A 19,998-nucleotide genomic window follows, 5' to 3' on the forward strand; every position below is an offset into this window, starting at 1 on the left:
CGCATAACATGGTGTGTTATAAGTGCGCACGTGGTAAAAGTATAAATTGCGCACGTGGTAAAAGTATAAATACTGACGCGAGAACGCGTTTATGTAGCGAACTGACTACATTCCTAACGTATCGCGAAACTAGACTGGAGAGAACATGAATATTAATCGCGTAACTGTATTTGGCGGCGGGACCCTCGGTGCCCAAGCAGCATTGCAATTCGCACTTTACGGAAAGCAGGTCACGGTCCTAGGCCGTTCCGATAGTTCTTTAGAAAAGGCACTCAGTCGCATTCGTGCATATTCCAAAAAATATGAGGAAGAAACGTCCTTCACGGCTGAAGAAGTTCTCCGGGCGCAGAAAAGCATCAAAGTTTCCAGTTGCCCAAAGGAAGCATTGAGTGTGCCCAAAGGAAGCATTGAGTGACACCGACCTCGTATTCGAATGCACCAGCGAGTCCAGAGAAGTTAAAAAACAGGTACTTGAAACAATTGAGGCAAATATCGACAGTGATGAAGTGGTCGTCGCTACAAATTCTTCCACTTTATTACCGAGCTCGTTGGTGAAATACCTAAAAGAGGGTTCTCGCTTCCTAGCTATTCACCTTGCAAACGAAATATGGAAGCGTAGTACAGCGGAAATCATGCCTCATCCGGGAACGAAGCCGGAGCTTATGGATGAAGTAACACAGTTTGTCAAGGAGGTCGGGCTAACCCCAGTTCCTCTTATGAAGGAGCAGCCTGGATATATCCTAAACTCTCTGATGATCCCTTGGCTTAGGGCGGGGCTGGATTTGGCGGCGAAAGGCGTTGCTTCCCCAAAGGACATAGATGCAGTGTGGGAAGCCGTAATGGGGTCTGAAGGGCCATTTAGGGTAGTTGACATAGTCGGCTTGCGCACGATCGTCTCGGTTTTGTCTTTGGAAGTTGAAGCCGGCATCGAGGGGTCCCAAAGAATTATTGACTATCTAACCGAGGCGTACATCTCTAAAGGCTGTTTGGGAGTCGAAAACGGCAAGGGAATTTACGATTACAGTTGATCTGAAGTTGAAAAATCGTAAGATTGATAGTAAACTCCATCTATCGTACCCTTAAAAGTCTCTCGAAAAGGTTTCTCAATGTTAAAAAAGGTTCGTAGGGGATTTGTCGCTGCTTCGCTATGCTTCTGTACGATGGCTGCTTCTCTTTCTCCCGCCGGAGCAGCGCCATTTAGTAGTGACGATCGGCAGCTGCCGTATTTGGATCCAACACGAGTAAATCTCCAGGATTTAAATGCCAATCGTGCTGTCGAGAAGGTTTCTCCGAATAATCTTGTGACACTTGGCGATTCTATTTTTAGTAATCCCACTGCTGGTGACGCCGCATATAGCATGGCTACTCGAGGGGTACAGGATAACGGGGTTCGCTCGGCTTTGCGTGCAGCCTCACCTAATATCAGTGCACGCGGATGTGCTCAGGGCTTTCCGAGTATCCCTAAGTCACTAGCGGCTAACTTGAATGCTCCGTTGAACGACTACTCCTGCCCTGGCGCAACTCTTTACTCGCAAAGCGGCGGTAATACAATTGTGTCTCAGGTAGATAGCGCTGTTCGAGATGGAGCGTTAAGTCCTAGCACCAAATATGTGGCTATTCAGGCCGGATACAATGACGTGTATAACAATTATACAGTGCCATCAGGAGAGCGCGTTAATGACGATCAACTGGCTGCACTTTTGAATTCACCCACGCAACGGGATCTTTTTGCGAGGGCTATGGATACGGTTATCGACCGTGTTAAACGAGCGGCTCCAAACGCTATAGTAAAGCTGGTGGGATACCATACCATCACTGACGATCGTCCAGGCGGCTGGCAATGCTTATATCATGTGGGGTATGGACGGGGACAAGATAATGTCTTCGATATCAGTTATGCCTTCCCGATTTATTGGGATACCCGAGGAGAAATAAACTCTAACACTTGGATGCAGCAGGCTGCCGAGCGCAAGAACGTGGGATATATCGATACACGCGAATTTTCCAAGGATCATGGGGAATGTGCTGCGCCCGAGGACCGTTGGGTAAGCGGGGTTTTGATCGATACTACTACGAGTAGTTATAATCTTGCCCTCCATTTGACAGATGTCGGGGTAAATGAAATTTCCCGTCACGTTGCTGCACAGTACCGCTAATTTAACTCAGTCTTCCAAGGAAAAGATACTCAATCGTGCTCTTAGATACCAAGAATCCGAGTAGTCCACTTACTATGATCTTTAACTACTACAGTGGAATGTTCGATAGTTTCGTCGACTCCGTAGTAAATACGGTCCAGAATGCCGCACCGCAACTGCTCGGTATTGTTCAAACATTGCCTTGGTAAGAAGGCCGAGCTATACATGGCGGTGTCGCGGTCGCCCCGTTAGTAGTGGATAGGTGTTAATTGTATGGCGGGGTCGAGAGCCCGCTGCTTAGATGATTTTCTCCCAGCTGATTTTATCTTTGCACCGCATATATGTTGACGAGGCTGGAATTGAGAAGTTTATCGCGCCTGCCGGTTTTGTGTTAGACTTCTCTTTTGTCAAACTACCTGCCGCTGCACTCAAGGTTTAAGGCGTGCGCCCCACGGTACTGTAGGCATGAAATTGGCCAATATGACGACTTGCACACTGAATCATGACTCCACTCCAAGGGTTGCTTACCTTGGGCCGCCAGGATCCTTTACCCAAATCGCCGCTGAGACGTTAACCCGTAATTTTTCGGGAGCGACGATATTTTCGATGGGTTCTCCTTCGGAGGTCATTGGAACTCTTCACTGCGGAACTGCTGAATATGCATGCTTAGCGTTCGAAAGTTCGGTAGAAGGTGCGGTTACTTCGACCTATGATGCGCTCACAGAATCTGGACCGGTCCAGATTTATGGCGAAGCGGATATTTCCATCGCGTTCAACATTATGACTTTGCCGAATCAACGAACGATTAGGCGGTTGAGCGCCCACCCGGTGGCGTTTCGTCAGATTCGCTCTTGGGTAAAGCAAAGTTTACCCGAGGCAGAGTTTGTCCCGGCTAGCTCAAACTCTGCCGCTGCAGAGGCCGTAATGCGAGGGGAGATGGACGCAGCCGCAGCACCGAGTCGAGCCGAGGAGCTCTTTGGGCTGGAGTCTATTGCACGAGATATAGCGGATTTTCCTAATGCAAAACCCCGATTCATCTTGGTAGGGTTGCCAGGAAAGCCACCGGCGCGAACTGGCCATGACCGGACAAGTGTCTTCTTCTCTCTTCCCAATAAGCCGGGTAGCCTGGTCGGAGCTCTACAGGACTTTTCCCAACGGGGTGTTGATTTATCTAGGATTGAATCTCGCCCTACGCGAGATGTTCTCGGTAATTATCGCTTTTTTGTGGATCTTATTGGGCATATCGAGGATCAAGCTGTTGCAGAAGCCCTGCGTGCACTAAAGATGCGGGCAGAGGATTTGCTGTTCCTCGGTTCTTGGCCGGCGGCAACGCCCGCGGGCAGGCCGCCACGCAATATCACCGCGGCGGATGATTGGGTAGCGCGGGCGCGCAGGGGCCAATAATCTAGAAGCATGCCCGGAAGAATTATCCTGCTGCGTCACGGCCAGACCTTTTCCAATATTTCCCGCCTCCTCGATACCCGCCCGCCCGGGGCAGAGCTTACCGAGCGCGGGCGCAACCAAGCCACGGAGGTAGGCTGGGAGCTAGCGCAGTTGGTGGGCGAGCGCGAGGTGGAATTTAAATGCTCCATTGCACTGCGCGCTCAGCAGACCGCGATGCTGGCGGCACGTGCCTTTGAGCAGGAGCGCGGTTTGCCGGAATTCTCTCAGCGCGTTGACGTAATCTCCGGCGTGCACGAAATTTTCGCCGGTGACTGGGAGATGGACGGTAGCGAAGATGCCCATCGGTCGCACATGGTGGCTATGCGCGGCTGGTGCGATGGCGAGCGCGGCGTCGGGATGGAAGGCGGTGAGATCTTGGAGGATGTGCTGGCGCGCTACCAGCCGGTGCTGGAGGGCATTGCGAAGCAGCTTGGCGACGACCACGATGTCATTCTCGTCAGCCACGGCGCCGCTATCCGTGTGGTCACCAAACACGCCACGGGTGTTGACGCCGACTTTGCCTATACAGGCTACCTGGCCAATTGCGGCTTTATGGTGATGGAACCGCGCGGCAAGGACTTTGGTGAGTGGACGTTAACCCGGTGGGCGGATACGGAGCTCTAGCCCCAGCCTAAGCGGTGCAGCTCCTCTTCCTCGAGGCCAAAGTAATGGCAGAGTTCGTGGAATACGGTGACCTTAACCTGCTCTGCTAATTCTTCCTCGCTGCCGGACCAGCGCTGCAGCGTGTTCCGGTAAATGAAAATCGCATCGGGCAGGAAACCGGTGTGATCGAAGGTGCGGTGCGGCAGTGCGACGCCCTCGTAGAGCCCTAGCAGCATAGGGTTATCGGGATTTTCATCTTCAACCAAGATGACGAGGTTGCGCATGCGGCGCACGAATTCCTCGGGGACTTGATCCAGCGCCTCGTTGACCATCTCATCGAAGCGCTCTTCTGAAACCTCGACCATTAGGGCGCTGGGGGCGGTGCGGGGGCGGCAGACGCGGGTGCCGGACTATTGTCCTTGTCCTCACGCAGTGGATTGCGCTCAGGCCGTTCCTCCGGCGGTTGACCGTCGATAGTCAGTGCCTGGCGACCATCGGTAGCGGAACCGGTGATGGCAGAGAAACCGCCGCCTTCGCGGGCATGCACAAGGGAGCAATTGACGGATTTGGTGCCGCCATTCCACGAGGCCTCGGTGATAGAGCCCCAGAATGGTTGCAGCGTGGACTGGTAGAGCTGCTCCTCGCCGCCAAGGTAGTCCTCAGTAGCGGCGGTACACGTATCGGACAGGAACTTGTCCATATCCTTGCCGTCCGGGTAGCCGTCAGGGAACTGCTTGCCCACATCGATGACGGAAACGGTCTCCATTTGGTGGGGCTTAGCGCAGTCGACGACGTGCGGAACTTGCTTGTCATCGATGGCCAAGCACTCGCCCGGCTTGGCGAGGTTTGCCTGTTCGGAGGCCTCGACGTTGCCGGTAGTAAGCTGCGGTACGCCGTGATCATCGGTGGTTTGCAGGCCACACAGCAAGGTGCGGTCGCCGCGATCCCAGGCGGACTGCGGCGGCAGAATGGACGCCACATCGTACTTACCATTCGGGTCCCACTTCCCGTGCAGGTAGCCCACGGAGGCGGATTCGCACAGCTCATCGCGCAATTGGTGTTGGCGGGTAAGCGCAGGGCGGGTAGCGTCGGGGCCGAACTCGCTGGTGGGGTACACGCTTAGGTCTTCGGTTTTGGAGACCTCGAAGCGGTGCTGTTCGGAGCACGGTACTTCTTTGAACCCAGTGGCGGAGCCATCCTGGGCGATGTCCCACGTCAAGCAAGCGCCGGCGGCCGCAGCGGTGAAGGGCTCCGGTTTTGGAGCGGCGGTTTCTGAAGTATCCCCGCTATTGTGCTGCTGGGCAGCGGTGGTGTCTTCGCCACCCGATTTGTGGGAGCTGATAACGCCATAGATGCCCATGAAAACGGCCGCCGCGATTGCCGCAATCAAGACAATCTGGACGGCCACAGCGGAACGCCACGCAGGTGATTTCTTCATAAGGCCCTTAATCTTACCTGTTAAGCAGGGTGCTGGCTAGATGCTGTTCTCCCTAGCCACCCGGGTAGTCAGGCGGTAGCGGTCGGTGCGATAGACGGAGGAACACCATTCCACCGGCCTATCGCCCGAGCGGGAGTAGCGCACGATGTGCAGCAGTGGGGTGCCCACGGGGACGTCGAGAAGCGGGGCAGTGTCCGCATCGGCTGAAATCGCCGAGACCGTTTGATCCGCATCGGTGATGGGGACGTCAAAGACGGAGTCGAGGATGGCGTAGACCGAATTGTAGGTGTCAGTTTCTAGCAGGCTGGGCGCATATGTGGAGTTATACCAGCCGTCATCAATGGAGTAGGGCTCGCCATCGCCCAAGCGCAGGCGGCGCAGATGAATATGTTCGGTTTGGGCTGGCGTATCAAAAAAGAAGGCGGCATCCTCCGGGGCGCTGCTGCGTCCGCTGGTAAGGATTTTGGAGGAGGCAGTGACGTCTTGTGCGCCCATCTCATCCGAGAATGAGGCTAGGTGGAGCCGGGAGACAAGGGGATTGGGCGCTACGAAGGTGCCCTTTCCGCGGACGCGCCGCAGTTTTCCGGCCGCGACAAGATCCCCGATGGCGCGGCGTACCGTGATCCGTGACACGCCATAGGTTTCTTCAAGAAGCCTCTCGCCGGGCAAGATATCGCCGGGTTTGAGGGTCGTGCGGCACAATTCTTCGAGGATATCGTGCAATTGGGTGTGTTTTGGAACGGGACCGTCCGTAATTGTGCGGGCGGGGAGCTGAACGGCGGACATAAAGCCATCATAATTCGCTGGTTATTACCACCGCAAGACGTTGCCAATACGCTAAACTTACATTCGTGATTGATCTCAAGCTACTCCGCGAAAACCCCGACGTTGTCCGTGCTTCCCAGGTGAACCGAGGTGAGGATCCCTCCCTCGTAGATCAGCTCTTGGAAGCTGATGAGCAGCGCCGCGCTGCTATCCAAAAGGCCGACGAACTGCGCTCTGAGCAGAAGGCTTTTGGCAAGAAGATTGGCCAAGCCTCCCCAGAGGAGCGTCCGGCACTGCTGGAGGGCTCTAATGAGCTGAAGGCCAAGGTCAAGGAGGCGGAAGAGGCACAATCTGCCGCTGAGGCCAAGGTGGAAGAGCTGCAGTACAAGCTCGATAACGTGGTTGAAGGTGCCCCGGCCGGCGGCGAAGATGACTTCGTAGTGGTAGAAGAAGTAGGCCAGATTCCTGAGTTCGACTTCGAGCCAAAGGATCACCTTGAGTTGGGCGAGTCCCTCGGTCTTATTGACGTCAAGCGCGGCGCTAAGGTAGGCGGCGCTCGTTTCTACTACCTCACTGGCGATGGCGCCTTCCTACAGCTGGGAATGCTGATGCTCGCGGCGCAGAAGGCGCGCGAAGCCGGTTTCAAGCTGATGATCCCGCCAGTTCTGGTTCGCCCAGACATTATGTCCGGCACCGGTTTCTTGGGCCAGCACTCCGATGAGGTTTATTACCTACCGGCCGATGATATGTACCTGGTAGGCACCTCTGAGGTGGCCCTTGCCGGTTACCACAAGGATGAGATCATCGACCTCTCCAATGGCCCGCTGCAGTACGCCGGCTGGTCCTCCTGCTTCCGCCGTGAGGCTGGCTCCCACGGTAAGGACACTCGCGGCATCCTGCGCGTCCACCAATTCGACAAGCTGGAGATGTTTGTCTACTGCAAGCCGGAGGACGCGGAAGAAATGCACCAGCGCCTTCTGTCCATGGAAAAGGACATGCTTGCAGCCATGGAACTGCCCTACCGCACCATCGATATTGCCGGTGGCGACCTCGGTTCTTCGGCGGCCCGCAAGTTCGACAATGAGGCTTGGGTTCCTACCCAAGACACCTACCGTGAGCTGACCTCCACCTCGAACTGCACCACCTTCCAGGCACGCCGCCTGTCCACCCGCTACCGCGACGAGAACGGCAAGACTCAGACCGCAGCTACCCTGAACGGCACGCTGGCGACTACCCGCTGGCTCGTTGCCATTCTGGAAAACCACCAGCAGGCCGACGGCTCCGTCGTTGTCCCTGAGGCCCTGCGCCCGTTCGTGGGCAAGGATGTCCTGACCCCGCAGTAAGTCCGCCGTCGTCCTGGAGAGTTATGAACGCTGCGACGAATTTCCTGTACCGCCAGATCACCCACATTGGCAGGGGGGTGACTCTGGCACAGGGATTAAAAATGCGCCTTTCGGGGGAGGAAAATATCCCCGATAAGGGCGGCGCGGTGTTGGTTTGTAACCACACCGGCTACATGGATTTCCTTTTCGGCGCCTTTTTGGCCTATCGCAAGAAGCGTCTCGTACGCTTCCTGGCTAAAGCTGGAATCTTTAAAGCCCCGGTGGCAGGTCCGTTGTTGAGGGCGATGCATCACGTGCCAGTTGATCGTATCGATGGCAGCGCCTCCTTCCGCCAAGCGGTACAGCTGGCCAAGGACGGCGAACTCGTGGGCGTGTTTTCTGAAGGCACAATTTCTCGCAGCTTTGAAATCCGCAGCATGAAAAGTGGCGCCTCCCGCATTGCCTATGAGGCGGGGGTGCCGGTAATCCCACAGGTCATTTTTGGTTCGCAGCGCCTGTGGACCAAGGGGCACAAAAAGAACCTGGGACGGACCAAGACCCCTGTCTTTATTACCGCCCTCGAACCGTACTATCCCACCGGGGATGCGGAGGCTGATACCGCGGAGATTCGACGCCGTATGCAAGAGGCGTTGGAAGGACTATGGGAGCAGTACGAAGCCGAATTTGGACCCATGCCTGCCGGTGAATACTGGGTGCCCGCCCGTAAAGGTGGAGGGGCTCCTACCCTTGATGAGGCAGAAGCTCGCGATGCTGAAGTGGAGACCGAACGTCATCGCGTACGCCGGTTGCGCGACGATCTAGTGGGCCTCAAAGAACGCGTCTCCGTTACTACGGTTGACTTGGTGCGCAATCACATGGCCGCCGCCAAGGGAACGGACGGGGAGGAGCCAAAGAATAAGGCGCGTACCGCCCCGGAGACCTTGGAGTGGATCAAGCACAACCTCAATGCCGTGGTTGAAGAGGCAACCCGCGGCTTGGATGAAGGTCGCGATAAGGTCGCGGATGTCATGGCGCAGCTGAAGTCGGATGTGGCGCAAACCCAAGCGTCCATCACGGCCAGCAGTAAGGAGATATGGGCCGGTTCCGTAGCAGAGCAGGGCCTGTTGGCGGCAGCTACCCAATCCCGGCTTATCGTCTCGCGCTTGCCGCACCGCATGAAGGCACAATTCTCTTCCATCCCCCGCGTAGTAGTGGCGCACAGCAGCGCGCTGAATTGGGAAGATGGCGCACTGACTCCGCGATTGCACAAGGCTTTGGCGGAGATCTACCCGGCGGCCGAAGTCCTGATCGTGATATCACCCGCCGGTGAGGTGGATGTTCCGCAAGCCGTGTGGAGCGTTGTCATTGATGAGGATGCTGTGCAGCCGCGTCTCGATACCGGCGCCCTGTCCGTCACCGCCGCCACCGCGGCGCAAGGCGTGGAACGCATCCTCGAGGATCTGCAGGATGGGCCGGAAGAGACTCTGGTCTTTGCTAATGAGCCAGGAGATGAGGATTTCCTTGACTGGATGCCGGTGGTGGCTTTGGAAACTGCTCCTATTGAGGTGGTCAAGGGCGCCCAAGCAGTCACATATTCTGCGGAGAAAGCCGGAATGTCCGAAGTGCTTGAAGTGATGGCGCGGTTAGCGCAGAAATAGCGCGGGCTTTGCGTCTGCTTTGCACCCCCGCGAGGGGGTGCTTTTTCTTTTTGGGTGGCTAAGTATTTTAAGAAAGCTACTGCTTACGGGCCTGAAACCTACGTGTGAGTAACCGTCTGTGTAACTGACGTCCGTGACTCCTATCATAGGTTTAAGGAGATAAAATCTCTGCAGCCGAGGTGTGAATCTTTCCACCGAAACCACAATTTAACTGCTCTTAGCTGTGCTTTTGCCATCTCATTCATGGATTTATGGCGCAGGCACATGCAAGCACCAAGGAAGGAGATGCGGTCAGCAATGACCCAGCAAAGCAACCAAGCCTTTAACCCCGAATACTTTGAAAGTCTATGGAATGGATACGCGGATGAGGACTACGACGTAGTCATCATCGGTGGCGGTTCCGTAGGCGCCGGTGCGGCAGCGGACGCCGCTACCCGTGGCCTCAAGACCGCCGTCATTGAGGCGCGCGACTTCGCCGCAGGTACCTCTTCTCGCTCCTCCAAGATGTTCCACGGTGGCCTGCGCTACCTGGCCATGTTTGACTTCCGCCTAGTGGCGGAGTCCCTCAAGGAGCGCGAGCTGAACATGTCCACCCTGGCACCCCACCTGGTGAAGCCGCTGAAGTTCATCTTCCCGCTGACCCACCACGTATGGGAGCGCGTGATGATGTTCGGTGGCTTTACTCTTTATGACCTCATGGGCGGCTCGAAGAGCGTGCCAATGCAGAAGCACCTGACTCGAAAGGGCGTGCTGAAGGTGACCCCGGGCCTGAAAGAAGATGCCATTGTGGGCGGCGTGCGCTACTACGACACTTTGGTTGATGACGCCCGCCACACCATGACCGTGCTGCGTACCGCCGCCGAGTATGGGGCCGATGTACGTACCAATACCGAGGTCATTGGCTTTGACAAGGACCGCGGCGGCCGCATCGTAGGCGCGAAGGTTCGCGATACCGCCACCGGCCGCGAGACCACCGTGCGCGGCAAGGTCTTTATCAACGCCACCGGCGTGTGGAATGACAAGATTCAAGAGATGGCCGGCGTGGAGGGCAAGTTCACCGTGCACGCCTCCAAGGGCGTGCACATCGTCGTGCCGAAGGATGCGCTCGATGCAGAGGCAGCCCTGTGCTTCGTCACCGAAAAGTCCGTCCTCTTCGTTATCCCATGGGGCGAGTACTGGATCATCGGTACCACCGACACCGATTGGGAAAAGGGACTGTCCCTGCCGGATCCGGCACCAACCAAGTCCGATATTGATTATATTTTGGACCAGGTTAACCAGCGCGTACGCCGTAAGATCACCCGCGATGACATCGTGGGCGTCTACTCCGGTCTACGCCCGCTGCTGTCCGGCAAGTCTGATTCCACCACCAACCTTTCCCGTAACCACGCCGTTGCGCGCGTGGCCCCAGGCATGGTCTCTGTTGCCGGCGGTAAGTACACCACGTACCGCGTCATTGGTAAGGACGCCGTGGATCTAGCAGTCCAAGAACTAGATACCAAGGTGCCAGAGTCCATCACTGAGCAAACCCCGATCTTGGGCGCCGCTGGCTACCATGCTCTAGCTAACCAAGTCCCATCTCTGGCCCGTCGCTACAACCTGAGCGAAAAGTTCATCGAGCACCTGCTTGGCCGCTATGGCTCCCTGCTGGGTGAGGTTTTGGCACCTGCAGCCGAGGATGCTTCGCTGCTGGAGCCAGTTCCAGGTGCCGAGTCCTACCTGTGGGCCGAGGTCCGCTACGCCGTCACTCACGAAGGCGCATTGCACTTGGAGGACATCCTGTCCCGTCGTCTGCGTATCGCCATCGAGTTTGGCGACCGCGGCGTGAATGCCGCCCCGGCAGTTGCTGACTTTGTGGCACCACTGCTGGGCTGGAGTGACGCCGACAAGGAGCGCGAGGTATCCCAATTCAAAGCCCACACCCAGGCCGAACTTGAAGCAGAAGCTGCGGTAACTGACCGCGAGGCCAATGACATTTTGGTCCGCGCAGGATCTGCCCGACCTACCCAAAACGAGGTATAAGTTATGACCGGATTTGATGCATTCCTGTGGGAGTTTATCGGCACCGCGTTGCTGCTCCTTCTAGGTAACGGCGTATGTGCGCTGGTAAACCTGCGCACCTCTGGCGCGCGCGGCTCCGATTGGGTCGTTATCGCCCTAGGCTGGGGCATGGCGGTCTTCGTCGGCGCCAGCGTGGCCGACCCCACGGGCGGGCACCTCAACCCCGCCGTCACCGTAATGTTGGCCGTCAATGGATCGCTCGAATGGTCCCTGGTTCCGTATTACTGCCTAGGCCAGATCCTTGGCGCAATCCTCGGTGCCATCCTGGCATGGGCTGCCTTCAAGCAGCTTTTCGACGCCAATAATTACGACGACGCCGGAAACGTCACCGGCGCCAATAAGGACACCAACGGTATCTTCTTTACCAAGCCGGCACATCCTAAGAACGGCTGGAATGCGGTGACGGAGTTCATCGCCACCTGCGTGCTGTTGATGTTCATCGCCTTCGGCCCCACCGGCGGCGAGCTTGGCCCAATGAGCTACTTTGCCGTTGCTTTCGTTGTGGTGTCGGTCGGCCTGTCCCTGGGTACCCCTACGGGTTATGCCATCAATCCGGTCCGTGACCTGGGCCCCCGAATTGCTTATGCATTCATCTTGCCCATCCAGGACAAAGGTAGCGCGAACTGGGGCTATGCTTGGGTTCCTATCGTGGCCCCATTGGTCGCGGCCGTAGCCGTTGGCCTGTTGTCCGTTGCGCTCTAATTCCATCTTCGTATAGGAGACTAGACACATGACTAACAAGAAATACGTCGCCGCTATCGACCAGGGAACCACATCGACGCGCTGCATCATCTTTGACCACAACGGCGAGCAGGCTGCCGTTGGTCAGCTCGAACACGAGCAGATCTTTCCCGAAAAGGGCTGGGTAGAACACGACCCGGAAGAAATCTGGAGCAATACCCGTCGCGCCGTCGGTGAGGCTCTTGCCAATGGCGACATCACCGTGGAAGACATTGACTCGGTAGGTATCACCAACCAGCGAGAGACCACCGTGGTGTGGGATAAGCACACCGGTAAGCCGGTCTACAACGCCATTGTCTGGCAAGATACCCGTACCACCGCCATCTGTAAGGAACTCTCGGGTGAGGAAGGACCAGAAAAGTGGCGCCGCCGCACCGGTCTGATCATCAACTCCTACCCGGCGGGACCGAAGGTGAAGTGGATCCTCGATAACGTCGAAGGTGCCCGCGAGCGCGCCGAGGCCGGCGATCTGCTCTTCGGCACCATTGACAGCTGGCTATTGTGGAACCTCACCGGCGGTGCCGAGGGCGATGCTGGCCGTGAGGCTCTGCACGCTACCGACGTCACCAATGCCTCCCGCACCCTGCTCATGGACATCGAAAAGCTGGAGTGGGATGAGGAACTGTGCAAGGAAATGGGCATCCCAATGTCCATGCTGCCGGAGATTCGCCCATCCCTCGGTGATTTCCGTACCGTGCGTGAGCGCGGTTCGCTCTCCGGTGTTCCTATCCGCGCCATCCTGGGTGACCAGCAGTCTGCGATGTTTGGCCAAGGCTGCTTCCGCGCCGGCTCTGCAAAGAATACCTACGGAACCGGATTGTTCCTCCTGCTGAACACGGGCACCACCCCGAAGTTCTCTGAGAATGGCCTGCTGACCACCGTGTGCTTCCAGCGTGAGGGCGAACGTCCTGTCTACGCGTTGGAGGGCTCCGTATCCATGGGCGGTTCCCTAGTGCAGTGGCTGCGCGATAATCTGCAGATTATCCCGAATGCTGCGTCCATCGAGAACCTGGCTCGCGAAGTTAAAGACAACGGCGGCGTCTACATCGTGCCTGCCTTCTCTGGCCTCTTCGCTCCGTACTGGCGCCCGGATGCTCGTGGCGTCATCGTGGGCCTGACCCGCTTTGCCAACCGCAAGCACTTGGCTCGCGCCGTGCTCGAGTCCACTGCATACCAGACTCGCGACGTGGCCGATGCGATGGTGGCAGACTCCGGTGTGGAGATCACCGAGCTGCGCGTGGACGGCGGCATGACCATGAACGAACTTCTGATGCAGTTCCAAGCGGACATGCTCGGCGTGGAAGTACACCGTCCGAAGAATATCGAGACCACCGCGACCGGCGCGGCCTTCGCGGCAGGTTTGGACAATGGCTTCTGGGATGACCTGAGCGTTTTGGGTAGCCAGACAGGAGACATGAAGGTGTTTAAGCCGAAGCGTGAGAAGGAAGAGGTAGAGGCTCTCTACCGCGACTGGAAGCGCGCTATTAAGCGTTCCTTGGACTGGGAAGATAACGAGGACGAGGATCTGGACTTCTAAGTCCTGAAGTAAACTCGCGGGTATGGAGAATTTCCCTGCCCGCGCTCCTCGCCTCATCGCGAGCGATATTGATGGCACCCTGCTGGACCGCAACCACCGTGTCCCGCGTCGCAACCGTGACGCCGTGGCGCGGGCGGTCCAACAGGGTGCCTATTTTGCGCTTTCCACTGGCCGGCCGTTCCGGTGGATAGCGCCCGTGTTGGAGCAGCTTCCCGTCCGCCCGGTGTGTGTGACTTCGAATGGGGCGGTGCTCTATGATTCCGCGGAGGACCGCGTGATGTCCGCCCACGAGCTTTCACCCGCAGCGTTGGCAGAAGTGGTAGATGTGGCCCAGACGGTGTTGGGTACCGTGGGCTTTGGAGCGGAGCGGGCAGGAGGCTCGCTTGGCGACGCCGTCGAGGACCTCTTCGTAGTCGAACGCCACTACTCCGAAAACGCCCTCTTTGAAGGCTTCGGGGTGGTCAGCATGGGCGAGCTTGTGGGGCAGCCTGCCGTGAAATTTCTTATCCGCAATACGGACTACTCCGCTCCGAAGCTGTATGAGCTCATCGCGCCCCATATCGATCCGGAGCTCGCGCACCTGACGTATTCCATGCAGGAAGGGATTCTGGAGGTTGCCGCGCCCAATGTGACCAAGCGCCGCGGGGTGGAATGGTTGGCTGAGCACACCGGCGTCGCGCAGCAGGAGACGATCGCATTTGGGGATATGCCTAACGATATTGAGATGCTGCGCTGGGCTGGCTGCGGTGTGGCCATGGAAAACGCCCACCCAGAGGTTAAGGCGGCCGCGGACGCGGTCACCGTTGCTAACCACCAGGCGGGCGTGGCAAAGGTGCTAGAGCGCTGGTTCTAGTCGGTGAAGATGTCTACCTTTTCCGTTTCGGTGTTGTAGACAATCTCGCCGCCCTGGAATTTCACGCGGATTTCCTTGCCGTTCTTCTCCTCGTTGGACGTAGGCAGGCCGAGCTTGGAGGCATTATCGCCCTCGGACCACTTCTTGGCAATTTCACCGGTGAGCGCCTTGGTACCGGACTCCTTAGAGGAGAGCACCACGCCATTCTGGAAGAGCTGGTAGAGGATCTTGCCGCCATCGGTGGTATCCGGGCCGCCAACTGCCAGGCCCAGTACCGGGCCGAAAGCGTTGAGGACGGAGGTCCAGGACTCCTTGAGGCCTTCGTTATTCGAAACCTGTACGACCTTATTGACAATCTCCGGAATATCGCCGGTGGTCAGGTTGCCCGCCACCTTTTGATCGGTATCAGGCTTCTGCAGGCGGTCGTTGGCGATGAGCACGCCGAAGACTGCGGCAGCGATTCCAGCGAGGGCGGAGATAGTCGAGACCGGTACCTCGACGTCGCCCAGCGAGGACGTGATTTCCTCACCTACCTGCTGCGGGGTCTTGGGGGAATTGGGCTGAGGAGCCTTCTGCCAATTCAGATCCGTACTGTTCTTACCGGACTTAATGGCATCCGCTTTGCGCTTGGTGTTCTTACGGATTTCGTCCCAGTGGCGCATGGTGTACTGACCCGGGCAGGCCGTGTAGTGAAAATCATTATGGCCCGCGAACGCCGGCACGGTGGCCATGGTTCCTGCAGGGAACTTGGAGCCGTTGAATCCGCCAGAGTACAAGCTGGCCTTGCCCATTGGATCGATGCCAGAAATAGCGGCCTTCCAGCCCGCAATCTCGGCCACGGAGTTGAGCATCTCGCGGGAAGGCTCGGTTTCCTCGTAGTTGCCAATCATGGAAATGCCCCAGTTATTGGCATTGAAGCCGCCTACGTGGGCACCCTGTACAGCCTTGTCCAAACCGCCATAGCGGCCCTCATAGATGGTGCCGAACTTATCTACCAGCACGTTGTAGCCGATATCGCACCAGCCCAGGGTCTGTGCATGGTATTCATAAGCACCGCGAACCTGTGCCGCCGCCTGCGCGCGGGTGTAGTTATTGGTACCCGCGGTGTGGTGCAGGGTCATGGCTTTCAAGCCATCGTCGTAGGTCGGCTGCTGGCAGCGCTTGGACTCATCGGCACCCCAGCCGGCGCGGGAGACAACCTTGGGCATACCCGCGGTTTCCGCGGTGGGTTCGATAGCTTCGCCTTCCTGGGCATTGCCGTCGATAAACACGGCGTCGAGATCCGCAACCTGGGTGCGCTCATCGGCCACGGGGGAGATATCGCCGACGTTGTACGCAAGCGGTGCCGGGCGATGTGCATCAGCGCCCTTAGCGGCTTTGTCCAGGAGGGAGTCTTCCTTCTTGTCGAGGTTGGAACCGGTCACGAGGTCAACGTTGGCCATAGAGACCTGCACATCGTTGGTATCGCCCACGAAGATGAGCTCGGTGCCGTTCTTGCCCTCGGAGTAGTTCATCGCATCCATGGGCAGCCACTCGCTCCAAGAGCCATCCTGCTGCTTGGAGCGCACGAAGGAGTTGATATCGCGCTTGCCCTCCCACGTGACGGCAAACATGTTGAAGGTTTCATCGCGGTGGAATTGCTTGACCGCGCGGCGGCCTTCGCCATCGCCCTGCGCGGCTACGGCGGGGTCATCGACGACGATGGATTCGCCGTCGCTGAAGCTAGCGGAGGCGTTTTTGACCTCAATGGGGCCGCCGTTGCCGGAGTCTTGGGTCTTGAGAACTTGCTGTCCGCCGAATGCGGCCGTCACGGCGAGCGCGATGGAGGTGACCGCCGCGATGACGGGGGTGGACCATTTTGACCTGGTGGGTACTAGTCGACGTCGTTGTTGCACTGTTATCTCCCTAGGGTTGTGCAGCTGTAAAAACGGTTGCCAAAAGTTAAGAGTTGATAGTGATGGTACGTTTGTGACTTCTGTGAAATCTGTTGCGACACGCCGATGCGCCGTGTCAGCTGCCGTAGTGCAATAAAGTGGAGGCCATGACTTCTTATGACCTCATCGTTGTTGGCTCTGGATTTTTTGGTCTAACGGTTGCCGAGCGCGCCGCTAGCCAGCTGGATAAGAAGGTGCTCATTGTGGAGCGCCGCAAACACCTCGGCGGCAATGCCTACTCCGAGGCCGAACCCACCACCGGAATCGAGGTGCACAAGTACGGCGCGCACCTCTTCCACACCTCTAATAAGCGCGTGTGGGACTACTGCAATAAGTTCACCGATTTCACCGACTACCAGCACCGCGTCTTTGCCATGCACGATGGCACCGCCTACCAATTCCCGATGGGCCTGGGTCTTATCAACCAGTTCTTCGGCCGCTACTACTCCCCGGATGAGGCCCGCCAGCTCATTAAGGACCAGGCCGGCGAATTCTCCCCGGAAGAGGCGCAAAACCTGGAGGAGAAGGCCATCTCGCTCATCGGCCGCCCGCTATATGAGGCCTTCATCCGTGATTACACCGCAAAGCAGTGGCAGACCGATCCGAAGGAGCTGCCGGCCGCGAATATCACCCGCCTGCCGGTGCGCTATACCTTCAATAACCGCTACTTCAACGACACCTATGAGGGCCTGCCGGTCGACGGCTACGCGGCATGGCTAGAAAACATGGCTGACCACGACAATATTGAGGTCCGCCTGGATACCGATTGGTTCGAGGTGCGCGAAGAGCTGCGCGCCGAGTCCCCAGATGCACCCGTGGTCTACACCGGCCCACTGGATCGCTACTTTGATTTTGCCGAGGGTGAGCTGGGTTGGCGCACCCTCGACTTTGACTTGGAGGTGCTGGATACCGGTGACTTCCAGGGCACCCCGGTGATGAACTACAACGATGCGGACGTGGACTACACCCGCATCCATGAGTTCCGCCACTTCCACCCGGAGCGTAAGGATAAGTATCCGAAGGACAAGACGGTCATCATGAAGGAGTATTCGCGCTTCGCCGATAAAGGCGATGAGCCGTATTACCCGATTAATACTCCGGAAGACCGCACTAAGCTGGAGGCCTATCGCAAGCTCGCCGCCCAGGAGTCGAAGGACAATAGGGTTCTTTTTGGCGGCCGCTTGGGCACCTACCAGTACCTGGATATGCACATGGCTATCGGTTCCGCGCTGTCCATGTTTGATAATAAGCTCGCGCCATTCTGGAACGAGGGCAAGGCTATCGAACAGGAGCGTGGCCACTAAACTTGATCACCTCTACAGGAAGGAGGTGACGGTATGGCTGATCGCCGCATGTGGAAAATGTCGCCGGAGCGGCTGCAAGAGCATCTAAAACTGCGTAGCCGTGCATCGCGCATTCCCGATAAAAAGAAGGAACAGTCCAAGAAGGCCTGCCGGAACTCCCGGCGGGCCTTCCCGCATTTTCGGCGCAGAAAACTATTGGGTTTAACCCAACCGTTTGACTTAACCCACCGTTAACCTGTAAAGTTAACGTCAGGTTAACACGTAGCAAACGGGACAATAATCCGAGAAAGGGGATAACGATGAACCAGTTTGAAACCCTGCGTCAGGATCTGCACGAAAACTACGGTCACGAGTACACCGCCGCAGAAATCGATGCCAAGCTCGATGAGGTTATTGCCAAGCACACCAAGAAGGCAGAGCTCGAAGAATTCGTGCCGCTATTGGTGGAGCGTGAGGTGCGTGAATACTTCGGCGCTCACCGCCTTCATATCCGCTTTGCCGCCGGTACTAATAATGCGCTGGCCCAGGCTGCGGCGGAACTGACCCGCAAGCACGCCGGCGAGGCCCTCTTTGTAGATACCGCCGTTGCCCACCCGGAAAACGAGGCAGAAGGCCACCTCGCCCACGTCATGAACGAGCGCGGTATGGGTGAGGCTCCAAATAAGTACCTTGATGAGGTGCGGACGGTAGCGATGCCGGATTATATCGTGTTCCTAGGCCGTGAGGTCGAACGCGATGAGGCAGGCAAGGACATCAAAATCTGGGATATTCCTGCCGCGGATACCGTGGAGGAGGCGCGCGAATTGGCTGATGACCTCGAAGCCCGCGTACTCTACATGCTCAACAAGCTGGGCATTGACCCGGTAGCCGAACCGGTCAACGCCTAGAAGCGATATGGGTCGGGCAGCTGGGAGGAGACGTTATTATTGGCCACCCAGAAGCCCGCAAACCTATAGGGCATGTAGTGCGTGCCCATGCCGGGGCGCCATTCCGGCGTACCCAGGAGTGGGGGAGTTTTGCGGTCGCGCTGCGGATATAGCCTTTCTGGCAGCGCGCCCACCATGGGGTGGTAGTCCTCGAGGACGCGAGCGAAGGCGGAGTCGAAGTCTTCTCGCGACAGATCCTGGGACAGGTCATTAATGCGCTGCGTTATCTGGCGCAAGCTGGCGTTGTCGGGCTGGCGAGAGAGGGCCGCTTGGGCGTCGCCAAGCAGCCATTGCACCTCGCCCGCGCGCACTGCAGTATCGCCGGCGCAGAAATTTTCCAAGGAATCTATCTGTGCTGCGGCCGTATTGATCTGCTTGAGCGCTTTGTATGCCTCCTTGATGGAGGCAGCGTGCAGGGAATAGTCCTGGATGTTTTCCAGCGCCTTCAGTGTTGGCCGCGCATCGGTGTACTGATTGACCAGAGAGCGCCACTGCACCTTCAGGTAATCGCCCGCCAAGGGGGAATGCAGGGCGTCAATCCGTGCCTCCGTGCGCTTGATGAGTTCCTCAGCCCCGTCGCGAGCGCCCTTAATATAATCGAAGCGCTTGCGCACTCGGGCGCGGCGGATGAACAAGTAGGTAATGAGGCCGACCGCGCCCAGAACCACGAGCACCATAGTGGCTGCGATGAACACGGACCACGTGGGCACATCCTGCGTATATTGTCGGCGCACGGTGGTATCCGCGGCGGCGCGCGTCGCCAGGATCATGCCGACGGTATAGTCATCGTCCGCCAGCGCCGGCCGCATCTGGTCCAAGATGCCGTCCACGCGGCCCTCGTCATAAATCTTGATGTCCTGGCACACCTCTGTGCCGCAGTGCACAGCCATACTATTGGGCTCAAAACCTACCGCGATGACGAGCACATTTTCTGTAACCCACTTCCGTTGATGAAATGTGGATGCTCGCGGACCAAGTCATGGAACAGAGTCCGGGAAAATTCCTCGCCCGAGTTCGGATACGTAGCGTAGACGACCTCGTGCACGGAATCCGGCAAATGCATGGACTGTGCTTGCGATTTGATGGCGTCTTCGTCCGAATTGCTGAGGATTTGGGCGTGGTCCAGAAACTCCACCGCGGGCTTTTCCTCTGCGATAGCGGCGGGCGCGCTGGCTACAGCGAGAAGACCTACTGCTGCCGCGCAAGGAACCCATCTCATGATGTTCCATCATACGGGCTCCGCGTGTAAACCGTAGTACTTATGCAAAAGCAACTACG

At 57.5% G+C, this 19,998-nt stretch carries 20 protein-coding genes; 14 read left to right on the top strand and 6 right to left on the bottom strand.

The annotated features are described in order from the left end of the window. Positions 1 to 145 precede the first annotated feature (145 nt). From WMP96_RS06875 to WMP96_RS06895, 5 genes are all read left to right on the top strand, one after another. Positions 146 to 415 (top strand): 3-hydroxyacyl-CoA dehydrogenase NAD-binding domain-containing protein, encoded by a 270-nt coding sequence (locus WMP96_RS06875; RefSeq protein WP_340432547.1) that lies wholly within the window; start codon positions 146 to 148, stop codon positions 413 to 415. Continuing rightward, the gene (locus WMP96_RS06880) at positions 408 to 1,028 is read left to right on the top strand and encodes a 3-hydroxyacyl-CoA dehydrogenase NAD-binding domain-containing protein (RefSeq protein ID WP_301716213.1); all 621 of its coding nucleotides are present in this window, start codon (positions 408 to 410) and stop codon (positions 1,026 to 1,028) included. Before WMP96_RS06875 ends, WMP96_RS06880 begins: the two co-directional genes overlap by 8 nt. A 132-nt stretch (positions 1,029 to 1,160) precedes the next feature. After that, positions 1,161 to 2,156 carry a GDSL-type esterase/lipase family protein gene (locus WMP96_RS06885; RefSeq protein ID WP_340432551.1) on the top strand — a complete coding sequence of 332 codons (996 nt, stop codon included), beginning with the start codon at positions 1,161 to 1,163 and terminating at the stop codon, positions 2,154 to 2,156. A 444-nt stretch (positions 2,157 to 2,600) separates the two neighbouring features. Next, positions 2,601 to 3,539, top strand: a complete 939-nt coding sequence (gene pheA, locus WMP96_RS06890; protein WP_340432554.1) for a prephenate dehydratase — start codon at positions 2,601 to 2,603, stop codon at positions 3,537 to 3,539. Between the two features lie 9 nt (positions 3,540 to 3,548). Continuing rightward, positions 3,549 to 4,202, top strand: coding sequence for a histidine phosphatase family protein (locus WMP96_RS06895; RefSeq protein ID WP_340432557.1), 654 nt, complete (start codon positions 3,549 to 3,551; stop codon positions 4,200 to 4,202). On the opposite strand, the gene WMP96_RS06900 is transcribed toward WMP96_RS06895, so the two are convergent. From WMP96_RS06900 to WMP96_RS06910, 3 genes are read right to left on the bottom strand one after another with little or no spacing between them, the layout of a single operon-like run. Continuing rightward, positions 4,199 to 4,546, bottom strand: coding sequence for a metallopeptidase family protein (locus WMP96_RS06900; RefSeq protein ID WP_340432559.1), 348 nt, complete (start codon positions 4,544 to 4,546; stop codon positions 4,199 to 4,201). The genes WMP96_RS06895 and WMP96_RS06900 overlap by 4 nt on opposite strands. Then, positions 4,546 to 5,619, bottom strand: a complete 1,074-nt coding sequence (locus WMP96_RS06905) for a septum formation family protein (RefSeq protein ID WP_301716217.1) — start codon at positions 5,617 to 5,619, stop codon at positions 4,546 to 4,548. Before WMP96_RS06905 ends, WMP96_RS06900 begins: the two co-directional genes overlap by 1 nt. Before the next feature lie 36 nt (positions 5,620 to 5,655). Further along, entirely contained in the window at positions 5,656 to 6,405 is a 750-nt protein-coding gene (locus WMP96_RS06910) for a GntR family transcriptional regulator (protein ID WP_340432564.1), read from the bottom strand. A 65-nt stretch (positions 6,406 to 6,470) separates the two neighbouring features. On the opposite strand from WMP96_RS06910, the gene serS reads away from it, so the two are divergent. The 6 genes from serS to WMP96_RS06940 all read left to right on the top strand — a co-directional run bounded on the left by serS (position 6,471) and on the right by WMP96_RS06940 (position 14,556). Then, a complete protein-coding gene (serS, locus tag WMP96_RS06915) occupies positions 6,471 to 7,727 on the top strand; it encodes a serine--tRNA ligase (protein ID WP_301716219.1) in 1,257 nt (418 codons plus the stop codon). A gap of 101 nt (positions 7,728 to 7,828) precedes the next feature. Next, complete coding sequence (locus tag WMP96_RS06920; protein ID WP_340432567.1) at positions 7,829 to 9,364, top strand: lysophospholipid acyltransferase family protein; 1,536 nt, start codon at positions 7,829 to 7,831, stop codon at positions 9,362 to 9,364. 297 nt (positions 9,365 to 9,661) lie between these two features. After that, positions 9,662 to 11,386, top strand: coding sequence for a glycerol-3-phosphate dehydrogenase/oxidase (locus tag WMP96_RS06925; RefSeq protein ID WP_301716221.1), 1,725 nt, complete (start codon positions 9,662 to 9,664; stop codon positions 11,384 to 11,386). Between the two features lie 3 nt (positions 11,387 to 11,389). Continuing rightward, entirely contained in the window at positions 11,390 to 12,127 is a 738-nt protein-coding gene (locus tag WMP96_RS06930) for an MIP/aquaporin family protein (protein WP_301716222.1), read from the top strand. A 28-nt stretch (positions 12,128 to 12,155) separates the two neighbouring features. After that, positions 12,156 to 13,703, top strand: coding sequence for a glycerol kinase GlpK (gene glpK / locus WMP96_RS06935; RefSeq protein WP_301716223.1), 1,548 nt, complete (start codon positions 12,156 to 12,158; stop codon positions 13,701 to 13,703). A gap of 22 nt (positions 13,704 to 13,725) precedes the next feature. Then, entirely contained in the window at positions 13,726 to 14,556 is an 831-nt protein-coding gene (locus WMP96_RS06940) for a Cof-type HAD-IIB family hydrolase (RefSeq protein WP_023020087.1), read from the top strand. On the opposite strand, the gene WMP96_RS06945 is transcribed toward WMP96_RS06940, so the two are convergent. Continuing rightward, positions 14,553 to 16,451 carry an N-acetylmuramoyl-L-alanine amidase gene (locus tag WMP96_RS06945; protein WP_301716224.1) on the bottom strand — a complete coding sequence of 633 codons (1,899 nt, stop codon included), beginning with the start codon at positions 16,449 to 16,451 and terminating at the stop codon, positions 14,553 to 14,555. The two genes, WMP96_RS06940 and WMP96_RS06945, sit on opposite strands and share 4 nt — an antisense overlap. A 146-nt stretch (positions 16,452 to 16,597) precedes the next feature. Here WMP96_RS06945 and glf point away from each other — a divergent pair, with 146 nt between their 5' ends. From glf to WMP96_RS06960, 3 genes are all read left to right on the top strand, one after another. Next, positions 16,598 to 17,794 (top strand): UDP-galactopyranose mutase, encoded by a 1,197-nt coding sequence (glf, locus tag WMP96_RS06950; protein WP_340432574.1) that lies wholly within the window; start codon positions 16,598 to 16,600, stop codon positions 17,792 to 17,794. A 33-nt stretch (positions 17,795 to 17,827) separates the two neighbouring features. Beyond that, the gene (locus tag WMP96_RS06955; RefSeq protein WP_023020084.1) at positions 17,828 to 18,028 is read left to right on the top strand and encodes a hypothetical protein; all 201 of its coding nucleotides are present in this window, start codon (positions 17,828 to 17,830) and stop codon (positions 18,026 to 18,028) included. Positions 18,029 to 18,093: 65 nt separating this feature from the next. Next, on the top strand, positions 18,094 to 18,681 hold the full coding sequence (locus WMP96_RS06960) for a three-helix bundle dimerization domain-containing protein (protein WP_301716225.1): 588 nt from the start codon (positions 18,094 to 18,096) through the stop codon (positions 18,679 to 18,681). On the opposite strand, the gene WMP96_RS06965 is transcribed toward WMP96_RS06960, so the two are convergent. Together WMP96_RS06965 and WMP96_RS06970 are read right to left on the bottom strand one after the other, a co-directional pair. Continuing rightward, a complete protein-coding gene (locus WMP96_RS06965) occupies positions 18,678 to 19,610 on the bottom strand; it encodes a hypothetical protein (protein ID WP_340432577.1) in 933 nt (310 codons plus the stop codon). The two genes, WMP96_RS06960 and WMP96_RS06965, sit on opposite strands and share 4 nt — an antisense overlap. A 17-nt stretch (positions 19,611 to 19,627) precedes the next feature. Next, the gene (locus tag WMP96_RS06970; protein ID WP_340432580.1) at positions 19,628 to 19,939 is read right to left on the bottom strand and encodes a hypothetical protein; all 312 of its coding nucleotides are present in this window, start codon (positions 19,937 to 19,939) and stop codon (positions 19,628 to 19,630) included. Positions 19,940 to 19,998: the final 59 nt, after the last annotated feature.

Origin of the sequence: Corynebacterium sp. KPL4035 (assembly GCF_037908325.1) — a bacterium.
GTDB lineage: Bacteria > Actinomycetota > Actinomycetes > Mycobacteriales > Mycobacteriaceae > Corynebacterium > Corynebacterium kefirresidentii.

Excerpts from the sequence above, each read along its gene's own strand:
- WMP96_RS06875 (WP_340432547.1), top strand. The coding sequence starts at position 146 with ATGAATATTAATCGCGTAACTGTATTTGGCGGCGGGACCCTCGGTGCC.
- WMP96_RS06885 (WP_340432551.1), top strand. The coding sequence starts at position 1,161 with ATGGCTGCTTCTCTTTCTCCCGCCGGAGCAGCGCCATTTAGTAGTGAC.
- pheA (WP_340432554.1), top strand. The coding sequence starts at position 2,601 with ATGAAATTGGCCAATATGACGACTTGCACACTGAATCATGACTCCACT.
- WMP96_RS06895 (WP_340432557.1), top strand. The coding sequence starts at position 3,549 with ATGCCCGGAAGAATTATCCTGCTGCGTCACGGCCAGACCTTTTCCAAT.
- WMP96_RS06900 (WP_340432559.1), bottom strand. The coding sequence starts at position 4,546 with ATGGTCGAGGTTTCAGAAGAGCGCTTCGATGAGATGGTCAACGAGGCG.
- WMP96_RS06905 (WP_301716217.1), bottom strand. The coding sequence starts at position 5,619 with ATGAAGAAATCACCTGCGTGGCGTTCCGCTGTGGCCGTCCAGATTGTC.
- WMP96_RS06910 (WP_340432564.1), bottom strand. The coding sequence starts at position 6,405 with ATGTCCGCCGTTCAGCTCCCCGCCCGCACAATTACGGACGGTCCCGTT.
- WMP96_RS06920 (WP_340432567.1), top strand. The coding sequence starts at position 7,829 with ATGCGCCTTTCGGGGGAGGAAAATATCCCCGATAAGGGCGGCGCGGTG.
- WMP96_RS06925 (WP_301716221.1), top strand. The coding sequence starts at position 9,662 with ATGACCCAGCAAAGCAACCAAGCCTTTAACCCCGAATACTTTGAAAGT.
- WMP96_RS06930 (WP_301716222.1), top strand. The coding sequence starts at position 11,390 with ATGACCGGATTTGATGCATTCCTGTGGGAGTTTATCGGCACCGCGTTG.
- glpK (WP_301716223.1), top strand. The coding sequence starts at position 12,156 with ATGACTAACAAGAAATACGTCGCCGCTATCGACCAGGGAACCACATCG.
- WMP96_RS06940 (WP_023020087.1), top strand. The coding sequence starts at position 13,726 with ATGGAGAATTTCCCTGCCCGCGCTCCTCGCCTCATCGCGAGCGATATT.
- glf (WP_340432574.1), top strand. The coding sequence starts at position 16,598 with ATGACTTCTTATGACCTCATCGTTGTTGGCTCTGGATTTTTTGGTCTA.
- WMP96_RS06955 (WP_023020084.1), top strand. The coding sequence starts at position 17,828 with ATGGCTGATCGCCGCATGTGGAAAATGTCGCCGGAGCGGCTGCAAGAG.
- WMP96_RS06960 (WP_301716225.1), top strand. The coding sequence starts at position 18,094 with ATGAACCAGTTTGAAACCCTGCGTCAGGATCTGCACGAAAACTACGGT.
- WMP96_RS06965 (WP_340432577.1), bottom strand. The coding sequence starts at position 19,610 with ATGGCTGTGCACTGCGGCACAGAGGTGTGCCAGGACATCAAGATTTAT.
- WMP96_RS06970 (WP_340432580.1), bottom strand. The coding sequence starts at position 19,939 with ATGAGATGGGTTCCTTGCGCGGCAGCAGTAGGTCTTCTCGCTGTAGCC.